The following is a 24,386-nucleotide window of genomic DNA, read 5'->3' as shown; positions in this document are numbered from 1 at the left end:
AACGCCCAGGTGATCCGGCTCGGCGCCTGCGCTATAGAGCCTCCCTTGTCTCGATCCAGACCCGATCCGGAACCGGAATATGCGATATCTCCACACCATGGTCCGCGTGACCGATCTCGACGCCTCCCTGGGCTTCTGGTGCAACCTGCTGGGTCTGGAGGAGGTGCGCCGCACCGAGAGCGAGGCTGGCCGCTTCACCCTGGTCTTTCTGGCCGCACCGAGGGACCTGGACAGATCGTCTGCCGAGCGGTCGCCCGAGGTCGAACTGACGTACAACTGGGATCCCGAGGTCTATACCGGCGGGCGCAATTTCGGCCATCTGGCCTACAAGGTCGATGATGTCTATGCGGCCTGCCAGCGGCTGATGGACGGCGGTGTGGTGATCAACCGGCCACCGCGCGACGGCAATATGGCCTTTGTCCGTTCGCCCGACGGCATCTCCATCGAACTGTTGCAGGAGGGGCCGCCCCTGGCCCCTGCCGAGCCCTGGGCCTCCATGCCCAATACGGGCGTCTGGTGAGGGCCGCGGCGACCGCGGCGCTGCTGGCTGCGGGACTGATCGTCTCGGCCTGCGCCTCCTCGACCGAAACCAACACCGGCCGCACGGCGACCGAGCAGTTGCTGCTGGCCCGGGCCTCTGACCGGGCCGTCGAGGGCCTGATCCTGCCGCTGCCCATCGGGACGCGGATTTTTGTCGATGACGCCTATTTCCGTAACGAGGGCGCCGCCTACGCCATTTCCACCATTCGTGCAGCCCTGTCGGAGGCCGGCTTCGCCCTCGCCAACAACCGCACCGACGCCGACGCCGTGTTCGAGTTGCGCTCCGGCGCCATGGGGCTGGAACAGATGCGCCGCGTGGTCGGCCTGCCGGACATGCGAGTGCCGATCAACGAGACTTTCAATGTGGTCTCCATCCCGGAGCTGTCGGTCTACAGCCGGCGCGACCGGATCGGCGTGGCCGAGTTTTCGGGCTTTCTCTATGACGGGAAGACCGGGGCCCCGCTGGGCGCCGTCACCCCGATGATCGGCAAATATCGCATTCGCAGTCACAAGCTGCTGATGATCATCGCCTGGGGCCAGCAACAGGCCGTTCCCGGCGAACGCGACCCCGGCGACAGCTGGCGTGAGTTCTGAGATTCTCGGACGCCCGGAAACGGGTGTTCCTGCACCAGCCAGGAAGCTTGTTGCGCAACTGACACAATGCGTTCGGTAACGGGCGTCATTCGGGCTTTTGTGTGGCGATCAGGCCCTGTACATGGGGTTATCGGTGTTTGTAACGAGAGTCTCCTGATGACCTATTCGCGCATGTCCGGCCGTCGGCCGCACTGGATGACCGCCTGTTCAATGGGAGGTCTCGTCGTTGCGGCGGCCCTGACCGCTTCGCCAGTCCTGGCTCACGTGCCAAACAACGGTCTGAACCGGAACGCCCCCCCGACGCTGGCCGGCGCCAATGACGTCAACGGCATCGGCATCATCTACGCTGACTATGGCGCAGCCGGCGGCGGCGTCTGCACGGGGACGCTCATCAACCCCCGCATGGTGCTGTTTGCCGCCCACTGCGTGAACACCGCTCCGGCCTCCAGCTACGGCGCCGCTTCGGGTGGCACGCCGATCGCAGTGGGGTTCAAGGGCGATGCGCGCGCCGGCCTGATCGCCTGGCTCAGCAGCCGTCAAAGCAGCGTGGCCAACCAGACCTACAACATCAATCAGATCCTCTACAATCCGCTGTCCCTGAACGAGCCTGCGGGGAACTTCTACGAAGCGGATATCGCCCTCGGCGTACTGGACGCCCCTACGCGCGGCGTTCCGACCTGGGCCATGCTGTTCAGTCCCCTGACCGGGACAGAGAACCTGCACGTTACCGTTGGGGGATACGGCCGCTCGGGCACCGGGACGACCGGACAGTCCGCCGGGATCGATTTCCGTCGTCGGGCAGGCGAGAATATGATCGGGGCCCTGTCCTCCATTGACGACATCAATCTGTGGCTCTTCGGCAACGGAAGTCAGCGCGGACTGGGTCAGAACCTCTATATGGTCGATTTCGACGATCCGGCCCGCACCAATATCTACGATTTCAACATCTTCGGAAATGACGTCGCCCTCCCCAACGAGGGCCTCACTGCACAGGGCGACTCGGGCAGCGCCCTGATCCTGGACCGCGCATTTGCGACGCCGGTGATCGCCGGCGTCCTGTCACTCGGCACCCGCTACTTCGGCGCCCAGCCGGCAGCCAGCTACGGCACGACGGCCGGCTATCAGCCTCTGTATCTGTTCTGGGACTATATCGTCGCCAACAACCCGTACAAATATCTGGCTTCGGCCGCCGGCGACGCCGACTGGTTCGACGCCGCACATTGGAACCAGACGATCGATCCCAACTACAAGATCATCGTCAACGGCCAACTGGTCACCGGCCTGCCCTCGACCCCGGCGGCCGGCGTGGGCGGCAAGGGCAATGAGTTCGGCTCGATCTGTTTCCGGACCGACTGCGCCAAGGCCGGAGATCTGGCGCGCGCCAATGAAAGCATCGGCTTCGACGGATCTTCGGGTGTCGATCCCGCCACCGCAGGCGAATCGACTGGCGGGGCCGCATTGGTCGGCCGGGATGCCCTGCTGCAGGGGCTGGACGATGCTGTGGAAGCATCCGTGACCGGCGAGTCCTACACCCGGATCGCAGACGCTGGACCGATCACGTCGATCGACACCCCCTCAGTTGCGCCCGCACCCAACAATGCGGCGGCATCGGCGGCCAATGGCAACAGGGCCAGCTATTATGACGTCACCCTGGCGGCCGCAGGACGTACGAGGCTGAACGCCGCGGCGACCATCGATCGCCTCACCGTCGGCGGATCGGGCGCCATCCTCGACATCGGCGCCGCCGGCTCGCTGACCTCGCTGATCGATACCACTGTGACGGCGGGACACATCAATGTGGACGGTAGTCTGAGCACCTGGGAAATGCTGGTGATGGGCGGACTCATCAGCGGGCGCGGCCAGATCAACGCCTCGGCCCTGTCTTCCATCCTCGGCTCCATCGCCCCCGGCGGCCAGGGCGCGGTAGGCAATCTGACCCTGAACGGCGATCTGATCCTGACCTCAGGCTCGCGTCTGTTCATCGACATCTCGGGCGCTTCGGCCGACAAACTTGTCGTCCAGGCCAACGCCTCGCGCGGCGCTACAGGCGGCGCCTCAGTCGGCGGTCTGCTGAACCTGAACTTCCTGACGGCCCCGAATTTCGGCCAGACCTATACGGTTCTGACGGCGGAAGGCGGCGTCTCGGGTCAATTCACGGCGACCAATGACCTGCCCGGCGTCCTCTATCCGTTCATCAACTACACCTCTAATGCCGTGAGCGTCCGGATCGCTGCAGAATCGTTCAGCCGCTTCATCGACGCGGGCTCGCCGACCCAGGTCGAGGTTGGGGGCCTGCTGGACAATGCGCGCTCGGCGACCGGCTATGCCGCTCTGAGCGGCGTCTACAATGCCGTCGACTCTCTGGAAGGCGCGGCCTTGGGCGGCGCTCTGGAAAGCCTGGCCCCCTATTCGGCCTGGTCTGCCGGCAGTCTGTCAGTCATTCAGACCGAGACCCTGCAATCTGTCATCAGCGGTCGGATCTCGACGCCGCGCACGGGAACGCAGGCGCCTCGCGGTCTGGCCCTGATCGGCAACGGAGTTGAAGTAGCGGCCCTGGATGCCGCGCCCTTCGCCACTTCGGCCGCCGCGGCTTCGGCCCAATCCGAACGCTCCCGCTGGATGGGCGACTGGAAACAGGGCATGGCCGGCTTCATCGCCGCCGGTGCAACGCGCGGCGAGGCCAGCCAGCTCAGGGGCAGCGTGATCGCTGGACAAAAGGATGACATCGAGACCTGGTACCTCGCCGGCGGCCTGGAACGCACCGTCGATCGCCTGACGCTGGGTGCAGCGCTGGGGTATTCGCAGGGCACCGCCGACTATGTCGGCGGCCTGAGCAACACCGATACCAGCCAGTTCAGCGTTTCGGGCTATGGCTCCTGGCAGCTCGGCGATACCGGCTTTGTCGGCGGCCATTTGGGCTGGTCTGCTCTGAGCCACGAAACGGAGCGTCGTGTGGCCCTGGGCGCCGCGACCTATCGCTCAGAGGCAGACTTTGACGGAGACGCCCTGTTCGGCGGCGCCGAGGTGGGCGTCCATACCCGCGCCGGCGGTCTGGGCATGACGCCCAGCTTCGGCTTCAACGCCTATCGCGTGTCGGTCGATGACCATGTCGAGACCGGCTCCATCGCCGCCATGACGGTCAAGGGCCGCGAAATCGACTCCGTCCAGGGCTTCATGGGCGTGAAGTTCGACGGCGAGACTACGGTCGGATCCCTGACGGTGCGCCCCTCGCTCGGGGTTCGCATTGTCGCCGAGATGACGGATGGCGACGATGCCGTCCGCGCCGCTTTCGCCGCCACTGGCGGCATGCCGGCGACCTTCGTCGGACTGAGCCGCGACAAAGGCTGGGGCGAGGTTTCCGGCGGGGTGCAGATCTCGAATGGCGGCCGCACCAGTTTGTCGCTTGAGGCCGCTTCGATGTTCGAGCGCGAAGACGTCGACTATCAAAGCTATCGCGCCACAGTGTCGATCAAGTTCTGATTCGCGACACCCACTTCATCTGCAAGAACAGCAGTCCCGGCGGAGCAATCCGCCGGGGCTTTTGTATGCTCCAGACGTCATGACGTGAGCTGACAAGCCGCCTATGCTGCAGGAATGACCGACGCCGCCGATACACCGCCCCATGCCCCGATCCGTCTGTGGCTGATCGACGCCTCGGCCTATATCTTCCGCGCGTATCACGCCTTGCCGCCCCTGACGCGCAAATCCGACGGGCTGCCGGTCGGGGCGGTGCAGGGCTATTGCAACATGCTCTGGAAGCTGTTGCGGGACATGAAGGGGGCGGATGGGCCGACGCATCTGGCGGCGATCTTTGATCATTCGGAGAAGACGTTCAGGAACGCGCTGTACGCCGATTACAAGGCCAATCGGCCGCCGGCGCCGGAGGATCTGGTGCCACAGTTCGCGCTGGTGAGGCGGGCGACGGCGGCGTTCGGCGTCCACTGTGTGGAGCTGGCGGGGTATGAGGCGGATGATCTGATCGCGACGTACGCGTGCAAGGCGCGGGATGCGGGGGGCGAGGCGGTCATCGTGTCGTCCGACAAGGACCTGATGCAGCTGATCGGCGACGGCGTCGTCATGTACGACCCGATGAAGGACCGGCGCCTCGCCGAGGAGGCGGTGTTCGAGAAGTTCGGCGTCACCCCCGACAAGGTCATCGAGGTCCAGGCCCTGATCGGCGACAGCGTCGACAATGTGCCCGGCGCCCCCGGCATCGGCCCCAAGACGGCGGCCCAGCTGATCCTCGAATACGGCGATCTGGACACCCTGCTGGCCCGCGCCCATGAGATCAAACAGCCCAAACGGCGCGAGACCCTGATCGAATACGCCGACCAGATCCGCCTCTCCCGCGAACTGGTCACCCTGACCTGCGACGCCCCGGCGCCCGAGCCGATCGACGACTTCAAGGTCCGCGACCCGGACCCGGAGACCCTGTCGGCCTTTCTGGAGGAGATGGAGTTCCGCTCCCTGGCCCGCCGCGTCGGCGGCGGCGGGTCGATGGACGCCGCCGACCCGACCGGCCCCTCGATCCTGTCCCGCCCTCGACCACTGGTCCCGGCCGCCCCCGTCGCCAGCCCCCGCTACGCCCCGAAAGCCGTCTCCACCGAGGTCGAGGCCCAGAGCGTCGACCACGACGCCTATGTCTGTATCCAGACGCTGGAGGCGCTGGACGCCTTCATCGCCCGCGCCCGCGCCGCCGGGGTCGTCGGCTTCGACACCGAGACCGACGCCCTGTCGGCCACCCATGCGGGCCTGTGCGGCGTGTCCCTGGCCATCGGGCCCAATGACGCCTGCTATGTGCCGCTGACGCATGAGCACGCCCCGGCCGAGGGCGCCGGCGGCCTGGACTTCGGCGCACCCGCCGAGGCCCCTGCGGCCCTGACCCAGATCGACAAGCCCACGGCCCTGGCCCGGCTGAAGCTCCTGCTGGAAGACCCGTCGGTGCTGAAGGTGGTCCAGAACGGCAAATACGACCTGGCCGTCATGGCCCGGCGCGGCGTCCGGGTGGCGCCGATCGACGACACCATGCTGATCTCCTATGTGCTTGAGGGCGGTCTGCACGGCCACGGCATGGACGAACTCAGCCGCCTGCATCTGGGCCACGACCCGATCCCGTTCAAACAGGTCGCGGGTACGGGCAAAAAGCAGAAGTCGTTCAAACACGTCGAGCTGAAACCCGCCACCGCCTATGCCGCCGAGGACGCCGACGTCACCCTGCGCCTGTGGCGCATCCTCAAACCCCGGCTGGCGCGCGAGGGTCTGGCCACGGTCTATGAGACGCTGGAGCGCGGCATGCCCGGGATCCTGGCCGATATGGAGACCGCCGGCATCCGCGTCGACCCCGCCCGCCTGACCCGCCTGTCCAGTGAGTTCGGCCTGCGCATGGCCGAGCTGGAGGCCGAGGCCGAAAAACTGGCCGGCCGCCCGTTCAATCCCGGCAGCCCCAAACAGATCGGCGACATTCTGTTCGGCGAGATGAACCTGCCCGGTGGCAAGAAGACCGCCACCGGCCAGTGGGGCACCGACGCCAGCGTGCTGGAAGAACTGGCCCTGACCCACGACCTGCCGCGCGTCCTGCTGGACTGGCGGCAACTGTCCAAGCTGAAGGGCACCTATACCGACGCCCTGTCGGCCGCCGCCGCCCCCGCCACCCACCGCGTCCACACCAGCTATCAACTGGCCGCCGCCACCACCGGCCGCCTGGCCTCGTCCGACCCGAACCTTCAGAACATCCCGATCCGCACCGAGACCGGCCGCCAGATCCGTCAGGCCTTCATCGCCGCCCCCGGCAACGTCCTGATTTCAGCCGACTATTCCCAGATCGAGCTGCGCCTGCTGGCCCATATCGGCGACATCCCCGAGCTGAAATCCGCCTTCAAACGCGGCCTCGACATCCATGCGGCCACGGCCAGCGAGATGTTCGGCGTCCCCGTCGAGGGCATGCCGGCCGAGACCCGCCGCCGCGCCAAGGCGATCAATTTCGGCATCGTCTATGGCATCAGCGCCTTCGGACTGGCCGCCCAGCTGGGCATCGATCAGGGCGAGGCCGGGGCCTATATCAAGACCTATTTCGAACGCTTCCCCGGCATCCGCACCTATATGGACCGCACCCGCGCCGAGGTGAAACAGGCCGGCTACGTCTCCACCCTGTTCGGCCGCCGCATCCACATCCCGGCCATCCACTCCAAATCGGGCGCCGAACGCCAGTTCGGCGAACGCGCCGCCATCAACGCCCCCATCCAGGGCGCCGCCGCCGACATCATCCGCCGCGCCATGATGCGCATGCCCGGGGCGCTGGCGGCGGCCGGATTGTCAGACGTGACCATGCTGCTCCAGGTCCACGACGAACTGGTGTTCGAATGCCCCGAGGGTCTGGCCGAGCGCGCCATCCCGGTGATCCGGTCGGTGATGGAACGGGCGGACGAACCGGCGGTCAAACTGACCGTGCCCCTGGTGGTGGAGGCCAAGGCGGCGCTGAACTGGGACGAGGCGCATTGATCCCTTTGTGGCGCTTCGCGCCGCGCTAACGCTCGGCTCGCGGAGCCTCGCTGCTTGAGCGCAGATCCTTCCTCCCCCATCGGGGGAGGGGGACCGCGAAGCGGTGGAGGGGGCCGGCGGCGCAACGGGGATTTGAGTTCGGTCGCCGCCTCGCCGTCCCGCCCACCTTCATCCTCACTAAAACCGCCGCACGTCGTCCAGACGCGGATCGAGCATGCCACGCGACCGATAGACGTCCGAGCGGTTGATACGGAACGACCGCCGGGATGATACAGACTAGCCCTTCTCGTCCGGCCGAAATCCAAAATTGCCGTCTGTGAAGTGCTTATTGGCCTCAAGGTGCGCGAGCATGCTCGTGACTGCTTTTGCCCCAACCACTTCTTTGCGGTGAGTCCGCTTCGCTTCGATATGAGCAATTAATCGCTTCATTAGCTCGCGATCTCGAACTGACGATATATCTGTTTTGTAGTTGCTCATTAAAGAGCAGAGCATCGCCCACAGGTAGAACGAGTTTTTTCCCGCCTTCTCGATCATCCCAACTATAACCTTATCCCAGCCCGGCCCCTTTGAGCTAACAACGCAGTTAAAATTGAGAAATTCTAGGAATGTCATGCTGTTGTGGGTCGCGTCGCGAGCTTTAAATACCGCAGAGAGCTTTGCCGTTCCTAGGTCGCTTGCTGTTCTAGATGCGACAGAGGAGCAAAGTGCGTCAATTATTGTCATCTTGGCTTCCGCACTTCCACGGTCCGACTCAGCTACAGCACGGTCAAAATCGATAAATGCGATCCCGCCCCATGTAAAATAACGCCGCTCCGCTAAGTGGTCGGCAAAAAGTGCGCCAACTTGGAAAGCGGTGAGGTGAGTCTTGAGTATAAGATCGTAGGCATCCAGCTTAAGATGACCTCCGATATCGTCACTATTCCGGAGAGCATCCGTCAGGACATTTGCTGTTATAAATATGACGTTCTCCAAGTCGTTAAACTTAGAGAATCGAACTTGCTGATCAACGGTACGAGATTCAGAAAACACCGATGTTCTTAACAGGTCTATTTGCTGGCTATCATGCGGCCCGCGTTCGATTTCTTCCGCAATCGGCTTCCATAGTTCCTCATCTTCTTTTCCGCTGTCTGGCCAGTACGCGTTCTCGAGCGGATCAAAGTTCAGCCTAACGTAAGTATCAGCAAACTCCTTCATTTTTTCGTCAAGAGAGGATGTTAGTTTTTGAACCACTATCGTGTTGTCGGAACTCAAACCAGTTACGACGTCAATCACCGGCCCAAGTCGAAGATATTCTTCGATATCAATAAAATTCATCAATAGCTTAGGACGGATTGATAGCTGCCTGCCCAAGAAAAATGTAAAATAGAAGCTATATCGAAAGAATAGAGATCGTCCATGACGTCCGATAATTCGCGACTCTTCAAGCTCGGCTAAAAACGCCCGCTCGTCAAATTCGGTCAGCGTATCAATTTTGTGTGCTGCTATAAAGGTATACCAGTACGTGTCATCGAATGAATGTCTCTGGTCAACGTATAGCTGAAACACAAACGCCGACAGCACGTCCATTCTATTCTTTACGTTAAACGACTCTTTGTATACGTCGCTAGGCTTCCTGATAGAATCTTGTATGTACCGAGATACAATATCTACTCTGTTCAAGGGATTGAAAGCCCCCTCCTTTTGGAGAACCTTCAAATACATTAGAACATTTGATGGTGTTAGTGGTATGCACAGAGCCAAAAGATCGTCGTATACCTTTGTGACTATCGCAGATACTGAAGCGTCGCCCTGATTGTGAAACACGATATTGGCCGCGCGCCGCACTTCCTCTCGCCCTATTCCCCAGAGGTACGTATAAGTGAATCCGCGGTCGACGATATCAAGATCCATTGGGCGGGTCGGCATTAACCCACGATCTACCGTGACTATAATAAATTTTCTAAACCATGTCGTCGACATGATCTCTTTTAAAAGTCGTTCATCCCGTTCGAAGTCAAAGTGATCTAAAATTAGTACGGATGCGCCTTCGACCTTGGCATCGGCAGGGAATTCAGTTTCAAGCTTCTTTCGGTAGTTCGGTATTGACCTAGCATCCTTGCGGAAAATGTTTCGCTGCCCGGCTGATAGGAGCTCGTGTTCCAGATGCTTGCAGAGAACGGAGCCGCCATACTCGGGGCGAGTTTCAATCACGTATGATCCGTCAGATGCTATTATTTCCTGAGTGGATACGCGCCGAGCAGCACCCGCGTCGCGGAAAGCCTGCTCCTGAGGAAGAGTCATAATGCGAGGCTCAATAAATACCGGAGTCTCCTCCACGGCGAAAAGTTCCGCCTCGAACGATCTACGGGCGTCATCGGCAGAAACGACCAGGGATTGAGGCTTACTGACGGCTATGGCTGGCGGGGCACCCCGTGAATTTTCTATTCCCGGCCTAAGAGGCAGCGTTCCAGTGTAGTCTGGGCTAGAGTAAATGCTTGTGTCTAGAGTCCATTTGGGCATCGGACTTTCAACAAAGTGAATCGGAAATATAGATAATTTTCCGGAATCGACGCGAACGATCATCGCCCTGTTGGGCCATTTCGTGGTTTGGTATGTCGCCCCGGCGCAAAGATGTATAGAGTTTCCTATCAATCCGGAAACGTGCTCGACATCTGTTTGGTGAAGATGTCCAGTTAGAATGCAATTGAATCGAGTTCTAAATCCGGCCTTGATAGATTGAACTTCATCGGCAGAAAGCCAATCAAACGGATGATGCATAACGGCAATACGAACAATATTATTGTTGTCGCTATCTGGGATGCGATCAAGAGACCGACGCCCGATCCAAAGTTTGCCGGAGTCATCATCTCCATAGCAAAATGTCGACGAATTTATTAGCGTAATACTAAATGATTGATTCTTAATGTTGATTTCGATTGTATCAAAAATCGTATTATTAAGAGAGAATGATCTTATGTCTTTAAAGTATTCGTCATACCAGATTTTATATGATCTCATTCGTTCTTTTAGATGCAAGCATTCTGTATTAGGGTCGAAATAGCCGTCGGATTCGGCATTGCTGGACAGAGTCCTTGCCAAGCCCGCCCCGCTATCCCGATCGATGTCGTGGTTTCCGGGGACAACAAATAGTTTGTCGCGCGTCAGACCAAGTCTGCCCAAGAGTGAGTCAAAAAACTCAGTGGCATGCTTATATTCAGAGAGCTTGCCATGGTTTGCGATGTCGCCAGACGCGATAACAAAATCTGGCTTACCTGCGCGCGACGTCAGGTCCGGCAGAGATGCGAGGAGGCCCGACAGGACGAGGTCACGATCATATCGTTCTCGACCGTCGAAATGAAAATCGGAAATGTGAAGCCAAGTCGGTGACTGATTCATGCCCAAGTCTTGCTCTCGATTCTTCTATGCATTGACCGTGAATGGCGAAGTGCCGAAGCACAAGGTCCTCCTAGAGGAACGCCATTCTCAGTTCCCGCCTGCGCGGGGATGACAGGGCGTCGGGAAACGGACGCGAACCCCCGGAACACAGGACCCCCCACCCCAATCCCTTCAACGCCTTAGCCGTTTCTCGCCCGCCTGAACCCGCCCTGGTTCGCGCCGCATCTACAATGCGCGCATGCCGAACAAACGCCCGGGGAAGTCGCTGCTGGAGGACGAGGTCTGGATCGTCCTGCTGGAGCGCTATGTGCGGGGCGAGACCTCGACGGCCCTGGGGCGCGAGTTCGGGGTCAGCGTCTCGGCCATCGCCTGGCAGGCGCGGAACCGGGGGTATCGCAAGATGGACCGGCCCGACGCCGTCTATCGCTGGCATCGGCCGCCGCCGATCGCGGCCCATGAGGACCGGGCCGGGAACCTGGCCTTTGATCTGGACCCCTCTGATCCCGGGGGCTCGGCCGAGCGTGCCCTGGCCAAGGCCGTCGTGGCGGCGGGCGAGGGGCGGATCGAGGACTGTCTGAAACTGAGCGAGGCGGCGCGGTCGGTGGTGCGGACGGCGCGGGTGATGGGGGGATTGGGCGGCGGTGGGGCGGTGCAGAGCCCCTCCACCCCTTCGGGGTCCCCCTCCCCATGGCATGGGGAGGAGACGGCGCTGGACCCGGCGATGTGGGCGGATCCGGTGTTGCGGGGGGCTCAGACGGCCCCGGAGCGGTGCGCCGACGGGGGGGACTGGACGACCTGGCTGTTTCTGGGCGGGCGCGGGGCGGGCAAGACCCTGGCGGGGGCGATGTGGCTGTCGGATCAGGCGGAGGCGTTGGGAGAGGGCGGCCGGCTGGCGTTGATCGGGCCGACGCTGCACGACGTGCGCGAGGTGATGATCGAGGGGGCGTCGGGGATCCTGACCCTGCCGCGATGGGGGGACCCGAAATGGGGCGGGCGGCGGCCGGTGTTCGAGCCGTCGCGGCGGCGGCTGATCTTTCCCAACGGGGCGATGGCCTATGCCTTCTCGGCCGAGGACCCGGACTCCTTGCGGGGGCCGCAGTTTTCGGCGGCCTGGGCGGATGAATTCTGTGCGTGGCGCGGGGGCGGGGAGACGCTGGCCCTGTTGCGGATGGGGTTGCGGCTGGGGGGACCGCCCTCCTCTCCCTTCCCCCTTGAGGGGGGAAGGGTCGGGGATGGGGGTGGAGGCACGATGGCGCCGGCTGATGTTGCCGCAGCGAACGGCGGAGTCTCGGGGGGTGATTTTTCAAAGCCGGGGGCTTCACCCCCACCCCGGCCCTCCCCGTTGGCGGAGGGGGAGGGAGAAGGAAGAGGACCGGTGATCGGGGCTCAAGCAGCGAGCGACCGCGTCGCGAGCGGTAGCCCTCCAAGATTGATGATCTCCACGACGCCCCGGCCGACGGCGGCCTTGCGGCGGTTGCGGCTGGAGCCCGGGGTGGTGGAGACCCATGCGGGGACGCGGGACAATGCGGCCCATCTGGCGGCCGGGTTTCTGGAGGGGCTGGAGCGGCTGTACGGCGGCACCCGACGCGCGGCCCAGGAGATCGAGGGGCGGGTGGTGGAGCAGTCGGGGGCGCTGTTTACGGCGGAGATGATGATGGCCGCGAGGGGGGAGGGTCGAGGGGCGAGGTGTGAGGGAGACGCGGGGGGCGAGGGAGACGCGGGGGGCGGCCTGTCCTCGACCCTCGCCCCTCCCCCCTCGACCCTCGACCGCGTGGTGGTGGCGGTGGATCCGACGGCGAGCCTGGGCGGGGACGCCTGCGGCATCGTGGTCGCGGGCCGTTCCCGCCCGGGCGGGAAGGACGAGGCGCCGACGGTCCATGTGCTGGCCGACCGGACGGTGGCGGGGGTCTCGCCGGACGGCTGGGGGCGGCGGGCGGCAAGGGCGGCGGAGGACTATGGCGCCGTCTGTATCGTCGCCGAGGTCAACCAGGGCGGGGACATGGTGCGGGCCGTGCTGAGGGCCTCGGGCTGTTCCGTGCGGGTGCGCGAGGTGCGGGCGACGAAGGGCAAGCGGGTGCGGGCCGAGCCGGTGGCGGCCCTGTATGAACAGGGGCGGGTGCGGCACGCGGCGGGGCTGGAGGCGCTGGAGGAGGAGCTGATGGCCATGGGCGGGGAGGACGAGGGGAGCCTCGACCGGGCCGACGCCCTGGTCTGGGCCGTCACCGACCTGATGATCGACCGGGCGGCGGGGCGCGAGGGGCCCCGGCTGCGGACGGTCGGGCCGGGGGTGGCGCCGTCGGGCATCAGCGGGCGGATCCGGTAGGGCCGGGGCGGGCTGAGCCTGACCCGCGTTCACCCAATCTTTTCTTCCCCGGGGGCAGGATTGGCGGGCGTTTCCGGGGGCCTGTGTCGTGTTTGCATTTCTCGCCGCCGATCTGGCCCTGAGCGCGCGGGAGCGGGTGCGCCAGACCCTGGTGCGGACCCTGCTGGCCCTGCTGGTGGGCTGGACCCTGCACCGGTCGGGGCATGGGGGGCTGGTGGCCGGCTGGATCGCCCTGAGCGCCTTCGTCCAGGCGCTGGAGTTCACCGCCATGGCCCCGTTCCGGCAGGGCGGGCCCGCGCCGACCTCGGCCGCCCGGGTCGCGCCGGCCCTGGTCGCCGTCGTCCTTATGTCCTGCGCCTATGCCGGGATGGCGGCCCTGTTGTGGTGGATCGGGACGCCGGCCCTGATCACCGTGGGCGCCCTGACCCTGTGCGGCGGGCTGTTGAACAATGTCGCCTCCGGGCGGGGGTCGAGGACCCTGTTCCTGCTGGGGGCGGGCCCCTATCTGGCGGCGCTGGCGGCCCTGACGGTGCTGCCAGCCGACAACGCCACGCCAGACCACCTGCCGCTGATGATCCTGGCGGTCCTGCTGTTCGCCTTTGGCATCTTCAGCGCCTGGAGCCGGACACACCAGGCCCAGCTGGCCGAGTCGGAGCTGCTGGAACAGGCCCGGACCCGGCTGGAGCAGGCCGAGGCGGCGATGGCCGACCGCGCCGCCATGGCCGCCATCGTCAGCCACGAACTGCGCACCCCGGTCAGCGCCATCCTGGCCGGCGCCCACGTCATCCGCCACGGCGGCCGGCCGCAGCAGACGCCCGAGACGGCCGACCTGATCATCGACGCCGGGCGGCTGATGACGCGGATGCTCAACGACCTGCTGGACCATTCCAAGATCGAGGCCCGGGGCATGGGCGTGGAGACGCGCGACTTCGACCTGGCCGCCCTGATCGCCGACACCGCACGGTTCTGGGCCCCCCAGGCCGAGGACAAGGGGCTGGTCTTCCGGGTCTCGGGACCGGGCGAGGCGGCGCTGTGGCTGCGCGGCGACCCGTTCCGCCTGCGCCAGATCCTGAACAACCTGCTGTCCAACGCCTTCAAGTTCACCGCCGAGGGCATGGTCGCCCTGGAGGTCGCGGTCGAGGGCGCCGCCGCCGATGCCGACGCCCCGCGCCGGGTGCGGCTGACGGTCCGCGACCAGGGCGCAGGCATCTCGCCGGCGGCCATGGAGAATCTGTTCACCCCCTTCGCCCAGGGCTCGTCGGAGGTGGCGCGCACCTATGGCGGCACGGGTCTGGGCCTGACGGTCAGCCGCGAACTGGCCCGGCTGATGGGCGGCGAACTGACCGCCGCCAGCGCTGAAGGCCGCGGCGCCGCCTTTACCCTGGACGTCGCCCTCGCCCCCGGACAGCCGGTCGAGACCCGCGACGACTTCGACGCCCCGGCCCCGGTCCTCAGCCGCCGGCTGCGGGTGCTGGCGGTCGACGACCACGAGATCAACCGCCGCACCCTGTCGCTGGTGCTGCAGCCGCTGGACGTCGCCCTCACCGTGGCCATCGACGGTCATGAAGCCCTGGGACGGCTGGCCGGTCAGGCCTTTGACGTGGTGCTGATGGACGTCAACATGCCCGGCATCGACGGCAATGAGACGACCCGCCGGCTGCGCGCCTCGGACGGCCCCAATGCCGCGACCCCGGTGATCGGCTTCAGCGCCGGGACCGAGCCGGCCCAGATCGCCGCCTGTCGCGCGGCGGGGATGACCGACTGGCTGCCCAAGCCGCTGGAGCCGCGCCGCCTGTACGAGGCGCTGGAGCGGGCGGTGCGGACCGGGCCGCCCGAACCCCCTTTCGACCCCCCTGCCGAACCGCAGCGACAGAACGCCTGAGGCCCGACACAGCCCCCTGACGCGGGCGACAGGGCCTGCTAACAGCCCCCATGGCCATTCAGACCCTTGACGTCCTGATCGTCGGCGCCGGCGCGGCCGGAATGATGTGCGCCATCGAGGCCGGGCGGCGCGGGCGGCGGGTTCTGGTCGTCGACCATGCCCGGGCGCCCGGCGAGAAGATCCGCATCTCGGGCGGCGGCCGCTGCAACTTCACCAATCTGGAGGGCGACCGCACCGACCGCTTCCTGGGCGAGAACCCGCGCTTCGCCGCCTCGGCCTTGAAACGGTTCGGACCCCGCGACTTCATCGCCCGCGTCGACCGGGCGGGCATCGCCTGGCACGAGAAAACCCAGAATGGAGGGTCATTGGGTCAGCTGTTCTGCGACGACAGCGCCAGACAGATCGTCCGCATGCTGACCGACGACATGCGGGCCGCCGGCGCCGCCCTGAAGCTGAACACGGCGGTCCGGTCGATCGAGCGGGACGGCGACGGCTGGCGGGCCACGCTGGATGACGGCGCCGAGGTCCGGGCGGCCTCTCTGGTCGTCGCCTCGGGCGGCAAGTCGATCCCGAAAATGGGCGCCACGGGCTGGGCCTATGATCTGGCGCGCCGGTTCGACCTGCGCGTGGTCGACACCCGGCCGGGTCTGGTGCCCCTGACCTTCGAGCCCGGGTTTCTGGAGCAGCATGCGGGTCTGGCCGGGGTGGCGGTGGAGGCCATCGCCAAGACGACCCCTGCGAAAGCCGGGAGCGCCGCCTTCCGCGAGGCCCTGTTGTTCACCCACCGGGGGCTGAGCGGCCCGGCCATCCTGCAGATCAGCTCCTACTGGCGCGAGGGCGAGGCGGTGGAGCTGGCCCTGGCCCCCGACGCCCGGGTCTATGATCTGTTGAAGGCGGCCAAGGAGGCCAATGGCAAACAGGCGGTGCAGACGGCCCTGGGCCAGATCGTCCCCCGCCGTCTGGCCGACGCCGTGCTGGCGCGCGAGGGGCTGGAGCCGCGCAAACTGGCGGAACTGCCCGACAGGGCCCTGCGGGCCCTGGACGCCGCGATCAACCAGTGGAGCGTCAAGCCGGTCGGGTCCGAGGGCTATCGCACCGCCGAGGTCACCCTGGGCGGGGTCGACACGGCGGCCCTGGACCAGCAGACGATGCAGGCCCGCACCGTCCCCGGCCTGTTCTTCATCGGCGAGGCCGTCGACATCACCGGCTGGCTGGGCGGCTATAATTTCCAGTGGGCCTGGAGCTCCGGCTGGGCGGCGGGGCAGGCATGCTGAGGGGGTGGGTTAAGGGGTGAGATACGTCAGAGGCGGACATTGAATTTTCACCGGAAAGCGGACTTTAAGAACCAGCATTGCGAGATCACAGTCGATAACAACGGACGCCCAGATCATCTGGAAATGCATCAGTTCGCATAGACCGGCGTTCCGTGACTGGCGGCGCGCCCTCCGGGTGCCTATCTCAAACGACCCTCAGCCGCCCACTTAGCCCCACATGACCACGCCGCTCTACTTCGATGAATCCGGATACACGGGCCGCCAGCTGATGGATCCGCTTCAGCGGCATTTCGTGCTGGCTTCCAGCCGCATTTCAGATGAAACGGCCAAGGCGTTGATGCAGCGGAGCTTCCCTGACTATCAGGGCGACGAGTTCAAGTTCGAGAAGATTTGGAACCGTCCACGTTCGCGTCGGCGCCTGCCAGAGTTCGTTCGTGCGGTCGGCGCCCACGCCGACGACCTCTACGTCTGGCAAATCGATAAGCGGTTCTCGCTGCTGATCAAGATGCTGGAATATCTAGTCGAGCCGGACCTCTATGAAGCGGGCTTCGACTGGTATTGCGGCTTTGGCTATCGCGTGTCGAACCACTTCCAGTTCGGCCTGACGCATGTGGCGCGCAAGGGGCTATATGAGGACACCATGGCCGCCTACTACGCTTTCGCGCGCAGGCCCACGGATGAGGGGCTGGGCATCCTGGCCAAGGCCTTGGTCTCGTTGGGCCGGCGCGCGCCCAAGGATATTCAGCCCGTTTTCAACGCTTGCGGCATTGGCGTCGCCAACTTCCACCATCACCATGACATGGGGACTTTCAAGGACACCCTGGAGGTCTATGTCACTAGCATGCTCAACGCGGTCGGCTATTGGGCCCAGCGCGGCTTCACCGATCTGGAACTAAATCACGACGAGTCGAGCGCCTTCTTCCGGCAATCCGAATTGTGGGCCTCCCTGACGTCGCCCACCGTCGCCGCGCAACTCCATCCTGTGCTCAACGGACCGCCGATTGCCTTCCCCCTGCCCGTCGTCGCGACGATCTCAAGGAAGTCCGAGGAGAGCCCCGGGGTCCAGCTGTGCGATCTCGTCGCCGGTCTGTCCGTCAAGCTGTTCACCCGGGAAGTGCAGTCGGACGAGGCCTTGGTCGAGGCCCTGAAATCCGGCGGCTTCGGCGAGATCACGACCAACGGCGTCACGCCGGGCACCGACTTCCCCGAGGGGCCGCCGCCCCGGCGGGTCGGCAAGGACGCAGTCGATCAAATGGTGGACCTCATCCACTCGGGTCAGTCCTCGAGCCGATAGACCAGAACTCTGATGGGGAACACGCCGGTGCGCCCGTCCATGGAGCCCGGTCCGACCTGGATCAGCGTCCTGTCGCGCGATCGCCACGCATCGCAAGAGCTCGCGCACCACATGATCGAAAAGTGGGAAGCGCATTGAAGTTCGACGTAGGATATCTGGCTGGAGCCGGCATGTATCCCCTTGCGACATGTAACGCCATGATGGGGCTTTTGTGTAAGTTGCGGCCGCTACAGGAGACGCGGCATGTCAGACGAAACCCCCATCGCCCACCCAGAGGTCGGCAGCACGATTCAGGTGGGGATCGTTCGAGACTCGGATTTCCAATACCTGACTGCCGACAACACAATCATCACGCATATTCCGACCGGAAATTATCTCGAGTTGCATGCCTTGGCGACACAGAGCGCCTTGCTCCAGCAGCAGATCGAGGTGACCGAAGGTTTTGGAAATGGGGGCGCTGTGGGCAAGCCTGTGTCGGTAATGGCTGCTGCCCAGCAGGTTCACATAGGCACGTTGCGCATCACCTCGAATGCAGCGGTCGATCTTGTTATCGCCCTTATCACTCACCTGAAGGGTCAGTCGCTGACAGACATCGACGCGATGAAGACGCGTGTCGATGCCGTCTTTGCGGATTGACGAATGCAAGACCCGTCCAAAGTAACCTACAGGGTAGCGGCCGCGCTCAAGAGCGCATCTCTGCTGCCGTTGGGGGCGGTGGCGGCATCGGGCGCGATACCTGCCGCCAGCACGGTCGTCGCCTCACAAGGCACGCAAGCCAGCCATATATTGCCCAAGGTGATGCCGGTGACTGACGCATATTCAAAATCCGAAATGGACGCGAAGCTTGCCCTTCAGGAGGAGAAAGCCGGTCGTGCCAATGACGGCATTTCCTCGCAGCTGAAATTGGTTCTGGCGGGCCTCACGGACATCAAAGCCGACGTGAAGGATCTGAAGGCCGAATATAGCCGCGACTTCTCTCGGCTAAGCGGGGATGTCAAAGAAGACTACAAACACACCCGCACGGCGATCTGGAGCTTCGCCCTGGGGGCGGGCGCAATCGTTATCGGCATCATCGCCTTGGCGTATACACAGGCCGGAAACATGACGACCGCGAACGGAAATGTTCTGTCTGCTTTTGGGGCAGGAAACGATTCTGCAAATGCCACCTATGAGGCTCGTGAGGCTGCTCGCCCCGCCCCGAAGTTTGACGCTCAAACGGGAAAACCAATCCCGCAATGACCGACCCTGACACCCGTTTCGACGCCCTTCTAGATGCCATGCTCAACAAGCCGCCTCTGGACGCAGCGGAGCCAGAACCAGACGATAGCGACGACCTGCGCGATCCCGAGGCCGACTAGGGCCGCGACGTGATGATCTTTGTGACGTCGCGGCCCATCGCCTTACGCAACTAGTGGAAAGTCGAACGGCAGTTCGTCCGCCACGGGCGCATCGCTGTGGCGCTTGCCTGTGATGGTCTCTGACACGCGGCCCTGATTGTAGTTCAAGTAGGCTGCGACGACGTGCTGATAGAAGCCACGCCTAGCCTTGGCCAAGGAATGGCAGAGCGGCGAAGGAATGCTCCGCACCTGACGTGATGTGGGTGCCGGGTTTGATATTGGCTTTCAGGGTCGGCAGGACGTTGGCGCTGTGGCGGTTCTGCATGACGCGGGTGATGACGTCGCCGCCACGTTCGACCATGCCCAGAACGATGATATTGTCGTCTTCGCCCTTGCGATCCTTGCCACCGACTAAGGCTTGGTCGATCTCAACGCCATCGCTGTCGGGCCCGCCCAGAGCGTCGTCACCGTCCACATAGCCCATGTAGTCTCGGATCAGGCCGCACATGCGCCAAGCCGTCTTGTAGGTGACGCCGATGGTGCGCTGGACTTCCTTGGCGCTCACGCCGTTCCGCGATGCGCAGAACAGGAACATGACGTGGAACCAGTCGCGCAGGCTGGTGCGGGTCTTCTCAAAGGGCGTCCCGGCGGTCGGATAGACCTGATAGCCGCAATGCTCGCACTCATAGCAACGGCGCGCCTTCACCCGGTAGCAGCGGGCCTCGCGCTCGCATTTGGCGCAGACGTGCCGTTGGCCGAAGCGGGTGCGCATCAGGTGCTCAAGGCAGGCGTCTTCAGTCGGGAACCGCTCTTGAAACCGGCGGAGGGTCGGACCATTGGGCGCGGGCTTCGTTTCCATGAACCCAATATGCCCGAAACCGGGTTACATGTCCAAAGGGGATACACGCCCGTCCGGCCGGCGGTCTCACGCCCCGTCCTGATCGGCAGGCGCGGGTGACGTCCGGACCTGCGGCGGCCCTGGCGCGGGCCGGACGGACTGGCCGTCAGGACCTCGCATCGGGCGCTGCATGGGGGGCGCGCACGGGCCGGACGCCGGGATATCCGGCCGCAATCCCCAGAGCCTTGAGCGGCGACCCCGCCCGACGCATCGCCGTCAGCAGCCGGCCCCACTCATGGAAGGCGATGACGAAGGGATTGTTCGACCGCACCGGATCAACCAGTCCATAGCGACAGGGATCGTCCGTCGTCTCGCGGGCATAGGTGCCGAACAGTCGATCAAACACGATCAGCACCCCGCCGAAATTCCTGTCGATATAGGCAGGGTTGGAGGCGTGATGCACACGGTGGGCCGAGGGCGTGTTGAAGATCCATTCCAGCGGCCCGAGCCAGGGCGGCAGCTCGCTGTGCAAATAGTACTGGAACCGCAGATTGACGGCGATGACCGCAGCGACGGCGGCCGGGTGCCAGCCCAGCAGCGGCAGGGGAAGAAAGAACAGCCACAGGCCCGAGAGCCAGCCCGTCCAGCCGAGCCGGAATGCGGCCGGCAGGGTGAATTCCTCGGCCGAATGGTGGACACTGTGGGTGGCCCAGAGCCAGCGCACCTCATGGCTCATCCGGTGTTGCCAGTAGTAGAGGAACTCCGACGCCAGAAACAGCAGGCCCCACGACCAGGCCGCGTCCAGCGGCATGCGCAGGGGGCTGGCCGTCCAGGCGGCGGTATAGACCGCCGTGATCCCGATGCCGGCCAGGCCGTTGACCATGACCTGGCCGACCGCGACGCCCAGGGTCCCCTTCAGGGCCGGGAGGTCATAGCTGCGGCCCGAGCGTCGTCTCCACCAGGCCTCCAGGCCCGCGAAGGCGAACGCGACCAGGGCGAAGACGAGGGCATGTTCGCCGCGCATGTCAGCCCCCCAGACCCATGGCCCGGACAAACCCGGCCATCTCTGCCCGATGGATGCGGCCGTCCCGGTCAAGGTCCGCCAGGGCGAACCGCTCGCCGGACACGAGGCGATACTCATGGATGTCGACGGCCCGGTCGTTGTTGCGGTCCATCGCCCGCAGGCGTTGAATTTGCTCGCGGTCCGGGCGTCGGGCCGGGCGGCCGCCCATGTCCGGCGCCGCCGCACGCACCTCTGACGCGGTCAAACGGCCGTCGCCATTGCCGTCCATGCGGCGGAAGAGCGCCTCCCGGGCGGCTTCAAATTCGAAGCGGGACAGGTGGTTGTCGTTGTTCAGGTCGGCATGACCGAACATGGCGCCCGCGACGTCGGCCGGAGAGGCCCTGACCATGGCGGGAAGGGCGGCGACAAGCGCCAGGACGGACAGGGCGGACGCCTTTGTCAGCAGATGAATGTTCACGGACGGTCTCCTTGCTGGCCGGGACAGTGGACGGGGGAAGATGGACGGGGGGAAGATGGACGGGGAGGTCCCGGCCGCCGGGGGGGAAGGCGGCGGCCGGGACCACAGGCGGCGGCCGGGGGGCAGGCTGCCGTCCTGAGGGGGCTGGATGCGGGGCGATCAGTAGGGACGGGTCACCGTCGAACTGCGGGTGGCGCCGCTGTTGGTCTGACCCGAGCGCGACACGGTCGCGCCGCTCTCATCATGGGAGACCGTGCCCTCCCGGGCGTAGCCGTATCCGTTGGATGTCTGGACGGAGGACGAACGGGTGCAGCTGGCGTCGGCGCAGCTCACGTCGCTGTTGCGGGTCTGGGTATTGCCCGCCGGGCCGACGCGGACGGCGGTGGTGGCGTAGCCGTCGTCCGTCGCCACGGTCGTCCGGGCCCGTGAGGAGGAATAGGCCTGGCCGTCGACCGAACCGGAGTGGGTCACGGTCGCCGAGCCCTGGCTGCGGGTGGCCTGGGTGTTGCGGGCGGCGCTGTGGTTGGGGCCGCTGGCGGTGACGCTGCGGCTGCGGGACTGGGCGTCGGCGTCCGAAGCGCTGGCGGCCACACCGGCGAAGGCCAGCAGGCCGGCCGACACAGCAACGGCGAAGGTGCGATGGATGATCATTTGGGGTCTCCCTGGTGAAGTCCGGCCTGTTCCGGACATCCGCACTATGGAGGACCGCCTGTCCGCAGGTATTTCGGGGCGGCGCCGCTGTGTAACAGCGTGTATCAATGACTGGCGAACCGTCACGCTCTGGGTCATTGCTCTGCTCAAGATGACCCGGCCGACGATCCATGTGGTGGAAGACGACCCCGAGATCCGCGATCTCGTGCAGGCGCTTCTCCTGCGCGAGGGTATGGACTGTGTGACCTTCCGCGACGCCGCCCGGTTCTGGCCGGCCTGGGACAAACGCCAGCCGGATCTGGTGGTGCTCGACCTCATGATGCCCGGCGAGGACGGATTGTCGATCTGCCGGCGGATCCAGGGCCGGGCGCCGGTCATCATCGCCTCGGCGCGCGGCGAACCGATGGACCGGATCATCGGGCTGGAGGTCGGGGCCGACGACTATATCGCCAAGCCGTTCGAGCCTCGCGAACTGGTGGCCCGGATCAGGGCCCTGTTGCGGCGACAGACCCGTTCCAGCGGCGTATCCGCCGCCCGTCGCCTGGCGTTCGGGACCTGGCTGATCGATCTATCGGCGCGGGCCCTGTACGCGCAGGGAGGCGCTTCGGTCGAATTGACGGCCGGGGAGTTTGATCTCCTGGCGGCGCTGGTGCGTCGGCCGCATCAGGTCATGTCCCGCGACGACATCATGGACCTTTTGAAGGGACGGCAGGCCGACGCCTACGACCGGTCGATCGACATCCAGATGTCGCGACTCCGCCGCAAGCTGGGCGATGATCCGCGCTCGCCGACGCTGATCCGCACTGTACGGAACGCCGGCTATCTGTTCGCTGCGGATGTCGAGGATCGATCCTGATGGCCCGGAGATCGCTCCGGCTTCGCTCACCCCGGCTGGGGCTGTCCAACCGGTTGACCCTGACCGTCGTGGTTCTGGTGGTCCTGACCCAGGGCGTCAGCCTGGTCGGCTATGTGAGATTCCAGCAATCGGACGTCGGCGCCTGGCGCCTGCCCGTTCCGGTGCGGATATCGGCCGCCGCCTCGGCCCTGGACCGCACCCCCGTCGACCGGAGGGATGAACTGCTGGTCGCCCTGAACGGCGACACCACCCGATTCTCGATCTCCGACGGGGCGCCGCCCGGCTACCGCGAGCGTCCGGGCCCCTTTCCGGACCTGTTCGAGAGTTACGGCGCGGCCCTGCGGGGACGGGATGTTCATGTCCTGGTCGTCGAAGGCCAGCGGCCTCTGGCGCGCCTCCGGGACAGGTCCAGTCCCGCCTATGCAATTTCTGTCGCCCTGGCGGACGGTCAGAGGCTGGTGGTGGAACCCAGTCTGATCCAGCGGCGGCGCGGCGTGGCCCTGGCGACGCTTGTGGTCAATCTGGCGGTCGGCCTGGTCTGCGCCCTTCTGGTCTGGCGGACGGTCCGCCGGGGGACGCGGGACCTCGAGGCCATAGCCCAGGCCTCCGACCGCTTCGCCCAGGATCTGGCCTCACCGGAGATGGACGAAACCGGTACGCCGGAAGCCCGACGCGTGGCCTCCGCGTTCAACCGGATGCGCGAACGGATCCGCGACCTGATGAGCCAGCGGATGCGTATGCTGGCGGCCGCAGCCCACGACCTCAAGACCCTGCTGACACGGCTGCGTCTTCGCACGGCCCTGATCGACGACCCCGGACAGAGATCACGCGCGGACCGTGACATCGCCTTGATGGCGGCCCTGATCGAGGACGTCATTCTGGTGGCGCGCGGCGAGGAGCAGCCGATAGCGCTGTCCTGTGTCGACGTCGGCGCCCTGCTTGACGAAATCGTCGATGAACGCCGCGCCCTCGGGCAGGACGTCAGCCTCGATGCCCCGGCCACCACGATGATCGAGGCCGACCCCCTGGCGCTGCGGCGGATCGTTGAAAACCTGACCGAGAATGCCGTGACATACGCCGGGTCGGCCCATCTGTCGTTCACCGGGGATGCGGAGGGCTGGATCCTGAAGGTCGTGGATAGAGGCCCCGGGCTCGGCGACTTCATCAGCCAGGCGTTCGAGCCGTTCTCTCGCGGCGAGAGTTCTCGCAACCGCGAGACGGGCGGAGCCGGACTCGGCCTGTCCATCGCCAGGTCGCTCGCGAAACGCATGAAGGCTGAAATCCAGCTTGCCCCCACCCCGGGGGGCGGACTCACGGTGACCGTGCGGGGCCCCGAAGGCTGATCGAAGGCGGCGCAGACCAAGGCCGTCCGGCCTGTCCTTCATCGCCGACGTCGTGGACATCACCGTCCGGCCGGGCGGCCAGGATTTCCAGTGGGCCTGG

General features: G+C 65.0%; 17 protein-coding genes and 1 pseudogene. 13 read left to right on the top strand and 5 right to left on the bottom strand.

What is annotated here, in order from left to right:
- Positions 1-79 precede the first annotated feature (79 nt).
- From ACW17W_RS02075 to polA, 4 genes are all read left to right on the top strand, one after another.
- Positions 80-520: a VOC family protein gene (locus tag ACW17W_RS02075; RefSeq protein WP_492078880.1), complete on the top strand. Its 441-nt coding sequence runs from the start codon at positions 80-82 to the stop codon at positions 518-520.
- Positions 517-1,134, top strand: a complete 618-nt coding sequence (locus ACW17W_RS02070) for a DUF6655 family protein (protein ID WP_492078878.1) — start codon at positions 517-519, stop codon at positions 1,132-1,134. The genes ACW17W_RS02075 and ACW17W_RS02070 overlap by 4 nt, the downstream gene beginning before the upstream one ends.
- A gap of 156 nt (positions 1,135-1,290) precedes the next feature.
- Positions 1,291-4,614 carry an autotransporter domain-containing protein gene (locus tag ACW17W_RS02065; protein ID WP_492078876.1) on the top strand — a complete coding sequence of 1,108 codons (3,324 nt, stop codon included), beginning with the start codon at positions 1,291-1,293 and terminating at the stop codon, positions 4,612-4,614.
- A gap of 114 nt (positions 4,615-4,728) precedes the next feature.
- On the top strand, positions 4,729-7,632 hold the full coding sequence (polA, locus tag ACW17W_RS02060; RefSeq protein WP_492078874.1) for a DNA polymerase I: 2,904 nt from the start codon (positions 4,729-4,731) through the stop codon (positions 7,630-7,632).
- Positions 7,633-7,908: 276 nt separating this feature from the next.
- Here polA and ACW17W_RS02055 read toward each other — a convergent pair whose 3' ends face one another.
- Entirely contained in the window at positions 7,909-11,007 is a 3,099-nt protein-coding gene (locus ACW17W_RS02055) for a metallophosphoesterase family protein (protein WP_492078872.1), read from the bottom strand.
- Positions 11,008-11,245: 238 nt separating this feature from the next.
- On the opposite strand from ACW17W_RS02055, the gene ACW17W_RS02050 reads away from it, so the two are divergent.
- From ACW17W_RS02050 to ACW17W_RS02020, 7 genes are all read left to right on the top strand, one after another.
- Complete coding sequence (locus tag ACW17W_RS02050) at positions 11,246-13,330, top strand: terminase large subunit domain-containing protein (RefSeq protein WP_492078870.1); 2,085 nt, start codon at positions 11,246-11,248, stop codon at positions 13,328-13,330.
- 88 nt (positions 13,331-13,418) lie between these two features.
- Complete coding sequence (locus tag ACW17W_RS02045) at positions 13,419-15,212, top strand: ATP-binding protein (protein WP_492078868.1); 1,794 nt, start codon at positions 13,419-13,421, stop codon at positions 15,210-15,212.
- Between the two features lie 50 nt (positions 15,213-15,262).
- Positions 15,263-16,486 (top strand): BaiN/RdsA family NAD(P)/FAD-dependent oxidoreductase, encoded by a 1,224-nt coding sequence (locus tag ACW17W_RS02040; protein WP_492078866.1) that lies wholly within the window; start codon positions 15,263-15,265, stop codon positions 16,484-16,486.
- 217 nt (positions 16,487-16,703) lie between these two features.
- Positions 16,704-17,780, top strand: a complete 1,077-nt coding sequence (locus ACW17W_RS02035; RefSeq protein WP_492078864.1) for a DUF3800 domain-containing protein — start codon at positions 16,704-16,706, stop codon at positions 17,778-17,780.
- 243 nt (positions 17,781-18,023) lie between these two features.
- Positions 18,024-18,416 (top strand): hypothetical protein, encoded by a 393-nt coding sequence (locus tag ACW17W_RS02030; protein WP_492078862.1) that lies wholly within the window; start codon positions 18,024-18,026, stop codon positions 18,414-18,416.
- Between the two features lie 3 nt (positions 18,417-18,419).
- Positions 18,420-19,019, top strand: coding sequence for a hypothetical protein (locus tag ACW17W_RS02025; protein ID WP_492078861.1), 600 nt, complete (start codon positions 18,420-18,422; stop codon positions 19,017-19,019).
- The gene (locus ACW17W_RS02020; protein ID WP_492078859.1) at positions 19,016-19,138 is read left to right on the top strand and encodes a hypothetical protein; all 123 of its coding nucleotides are present in this window, start codon (positions 19,016-19,018) and stop codon (positions 19,136-19,138) included. Before ACW17W_RS02025 ends, ACW17W_RS02020 begins: the two co-directional genes overlap by 4 nt.
- Before the next feature lie 202 nt (positions 19,139-19,340).
- Here the strand turns inward: ACW17W_RS02020 and ACW17W_RS02015 are convergent.
- From ACW17W_RS02015 to ACW17W_RS02000, 4 genes and pseudogenes are all read right to left on the bottom strand, one after another.
- Positions 19,341-19,976 (bottom strand): annotated as a pseudogene (locus tag ACW17W_RS02015) (IS1595 family transposase); the annotation flags it as partial.
- A 145-nt stretch (positions 19,977-20,121) separates the two neighbouring features.
- Positions 20,122-20,979, bottom strand: coding sequence for a sterol desaturase family protein (locus tag ACW17W_RS02010; protein WP_492078857.1), 858 nt, complete (start codon positions 20,977-20,979; stop codon positions 20,122-20,124).
- Position 20,980: 1 nt separating this feature from the next.
- Entirely contained in the window at positions 20,981-21,436 is a 456-nt protein-coding gene (locus ACW17W_RS02005; RefSeq protein WP_492078855.1) for an EF-hand domain-containing protein, read from the bottom strand.
- Between the two features lie 159 nt (positions 21,437-21,595).
- Entirely contained in the window at positions 21,596-22,087 is a 492-nt protein-coding gene (locus ACW17W_RS02000; protein ID WP_492078853.1) for a hypothetical protein, read from the bottom strand.
- Positions 22,088-22,238: 151 nt separating this feature from the next.
- Here ACW17W_RS02000 and ACW17W_RS01995 point away from each other — a divergent pair, with 151 nt between their 5' ends.
- Complete coding sequence (locus ACW17W_RS01995; RefSeq protein ID WP_492078851.1) at positions 22,239-22,943, top strand: response regulator; 705 nt, start codon at positions 22,239-22,241, stop codon at positions 22,941-22,943.
- The gene (locus ACW17W_RS01990) at positions 22,943-24,286 is read left to right on the top strand and encodes a sensor histidine kinase (RefSeq protein WP_492078849.1); all 1,344 of its coding nucleotides are present in this window, start codon (positions 22,943-22,945) and stop codon (positions 24,284-24,286) included. The genes ACW17W_RS01995 and ACW17W_RS01990 overlap by 1 nt, the downstream gene beginning before the upstream one ends.
- Positions 24,287-24,386 lie beyond the last annotated feature (100 nt).

Source organism: Brevundimonas sp. FV1ye29L (assembly GCF_058681095.1).
Note: the sequence above shows the minus strand (reverse complement) of the source record. Positions and strands in the feature narration are given on the sequence as shown.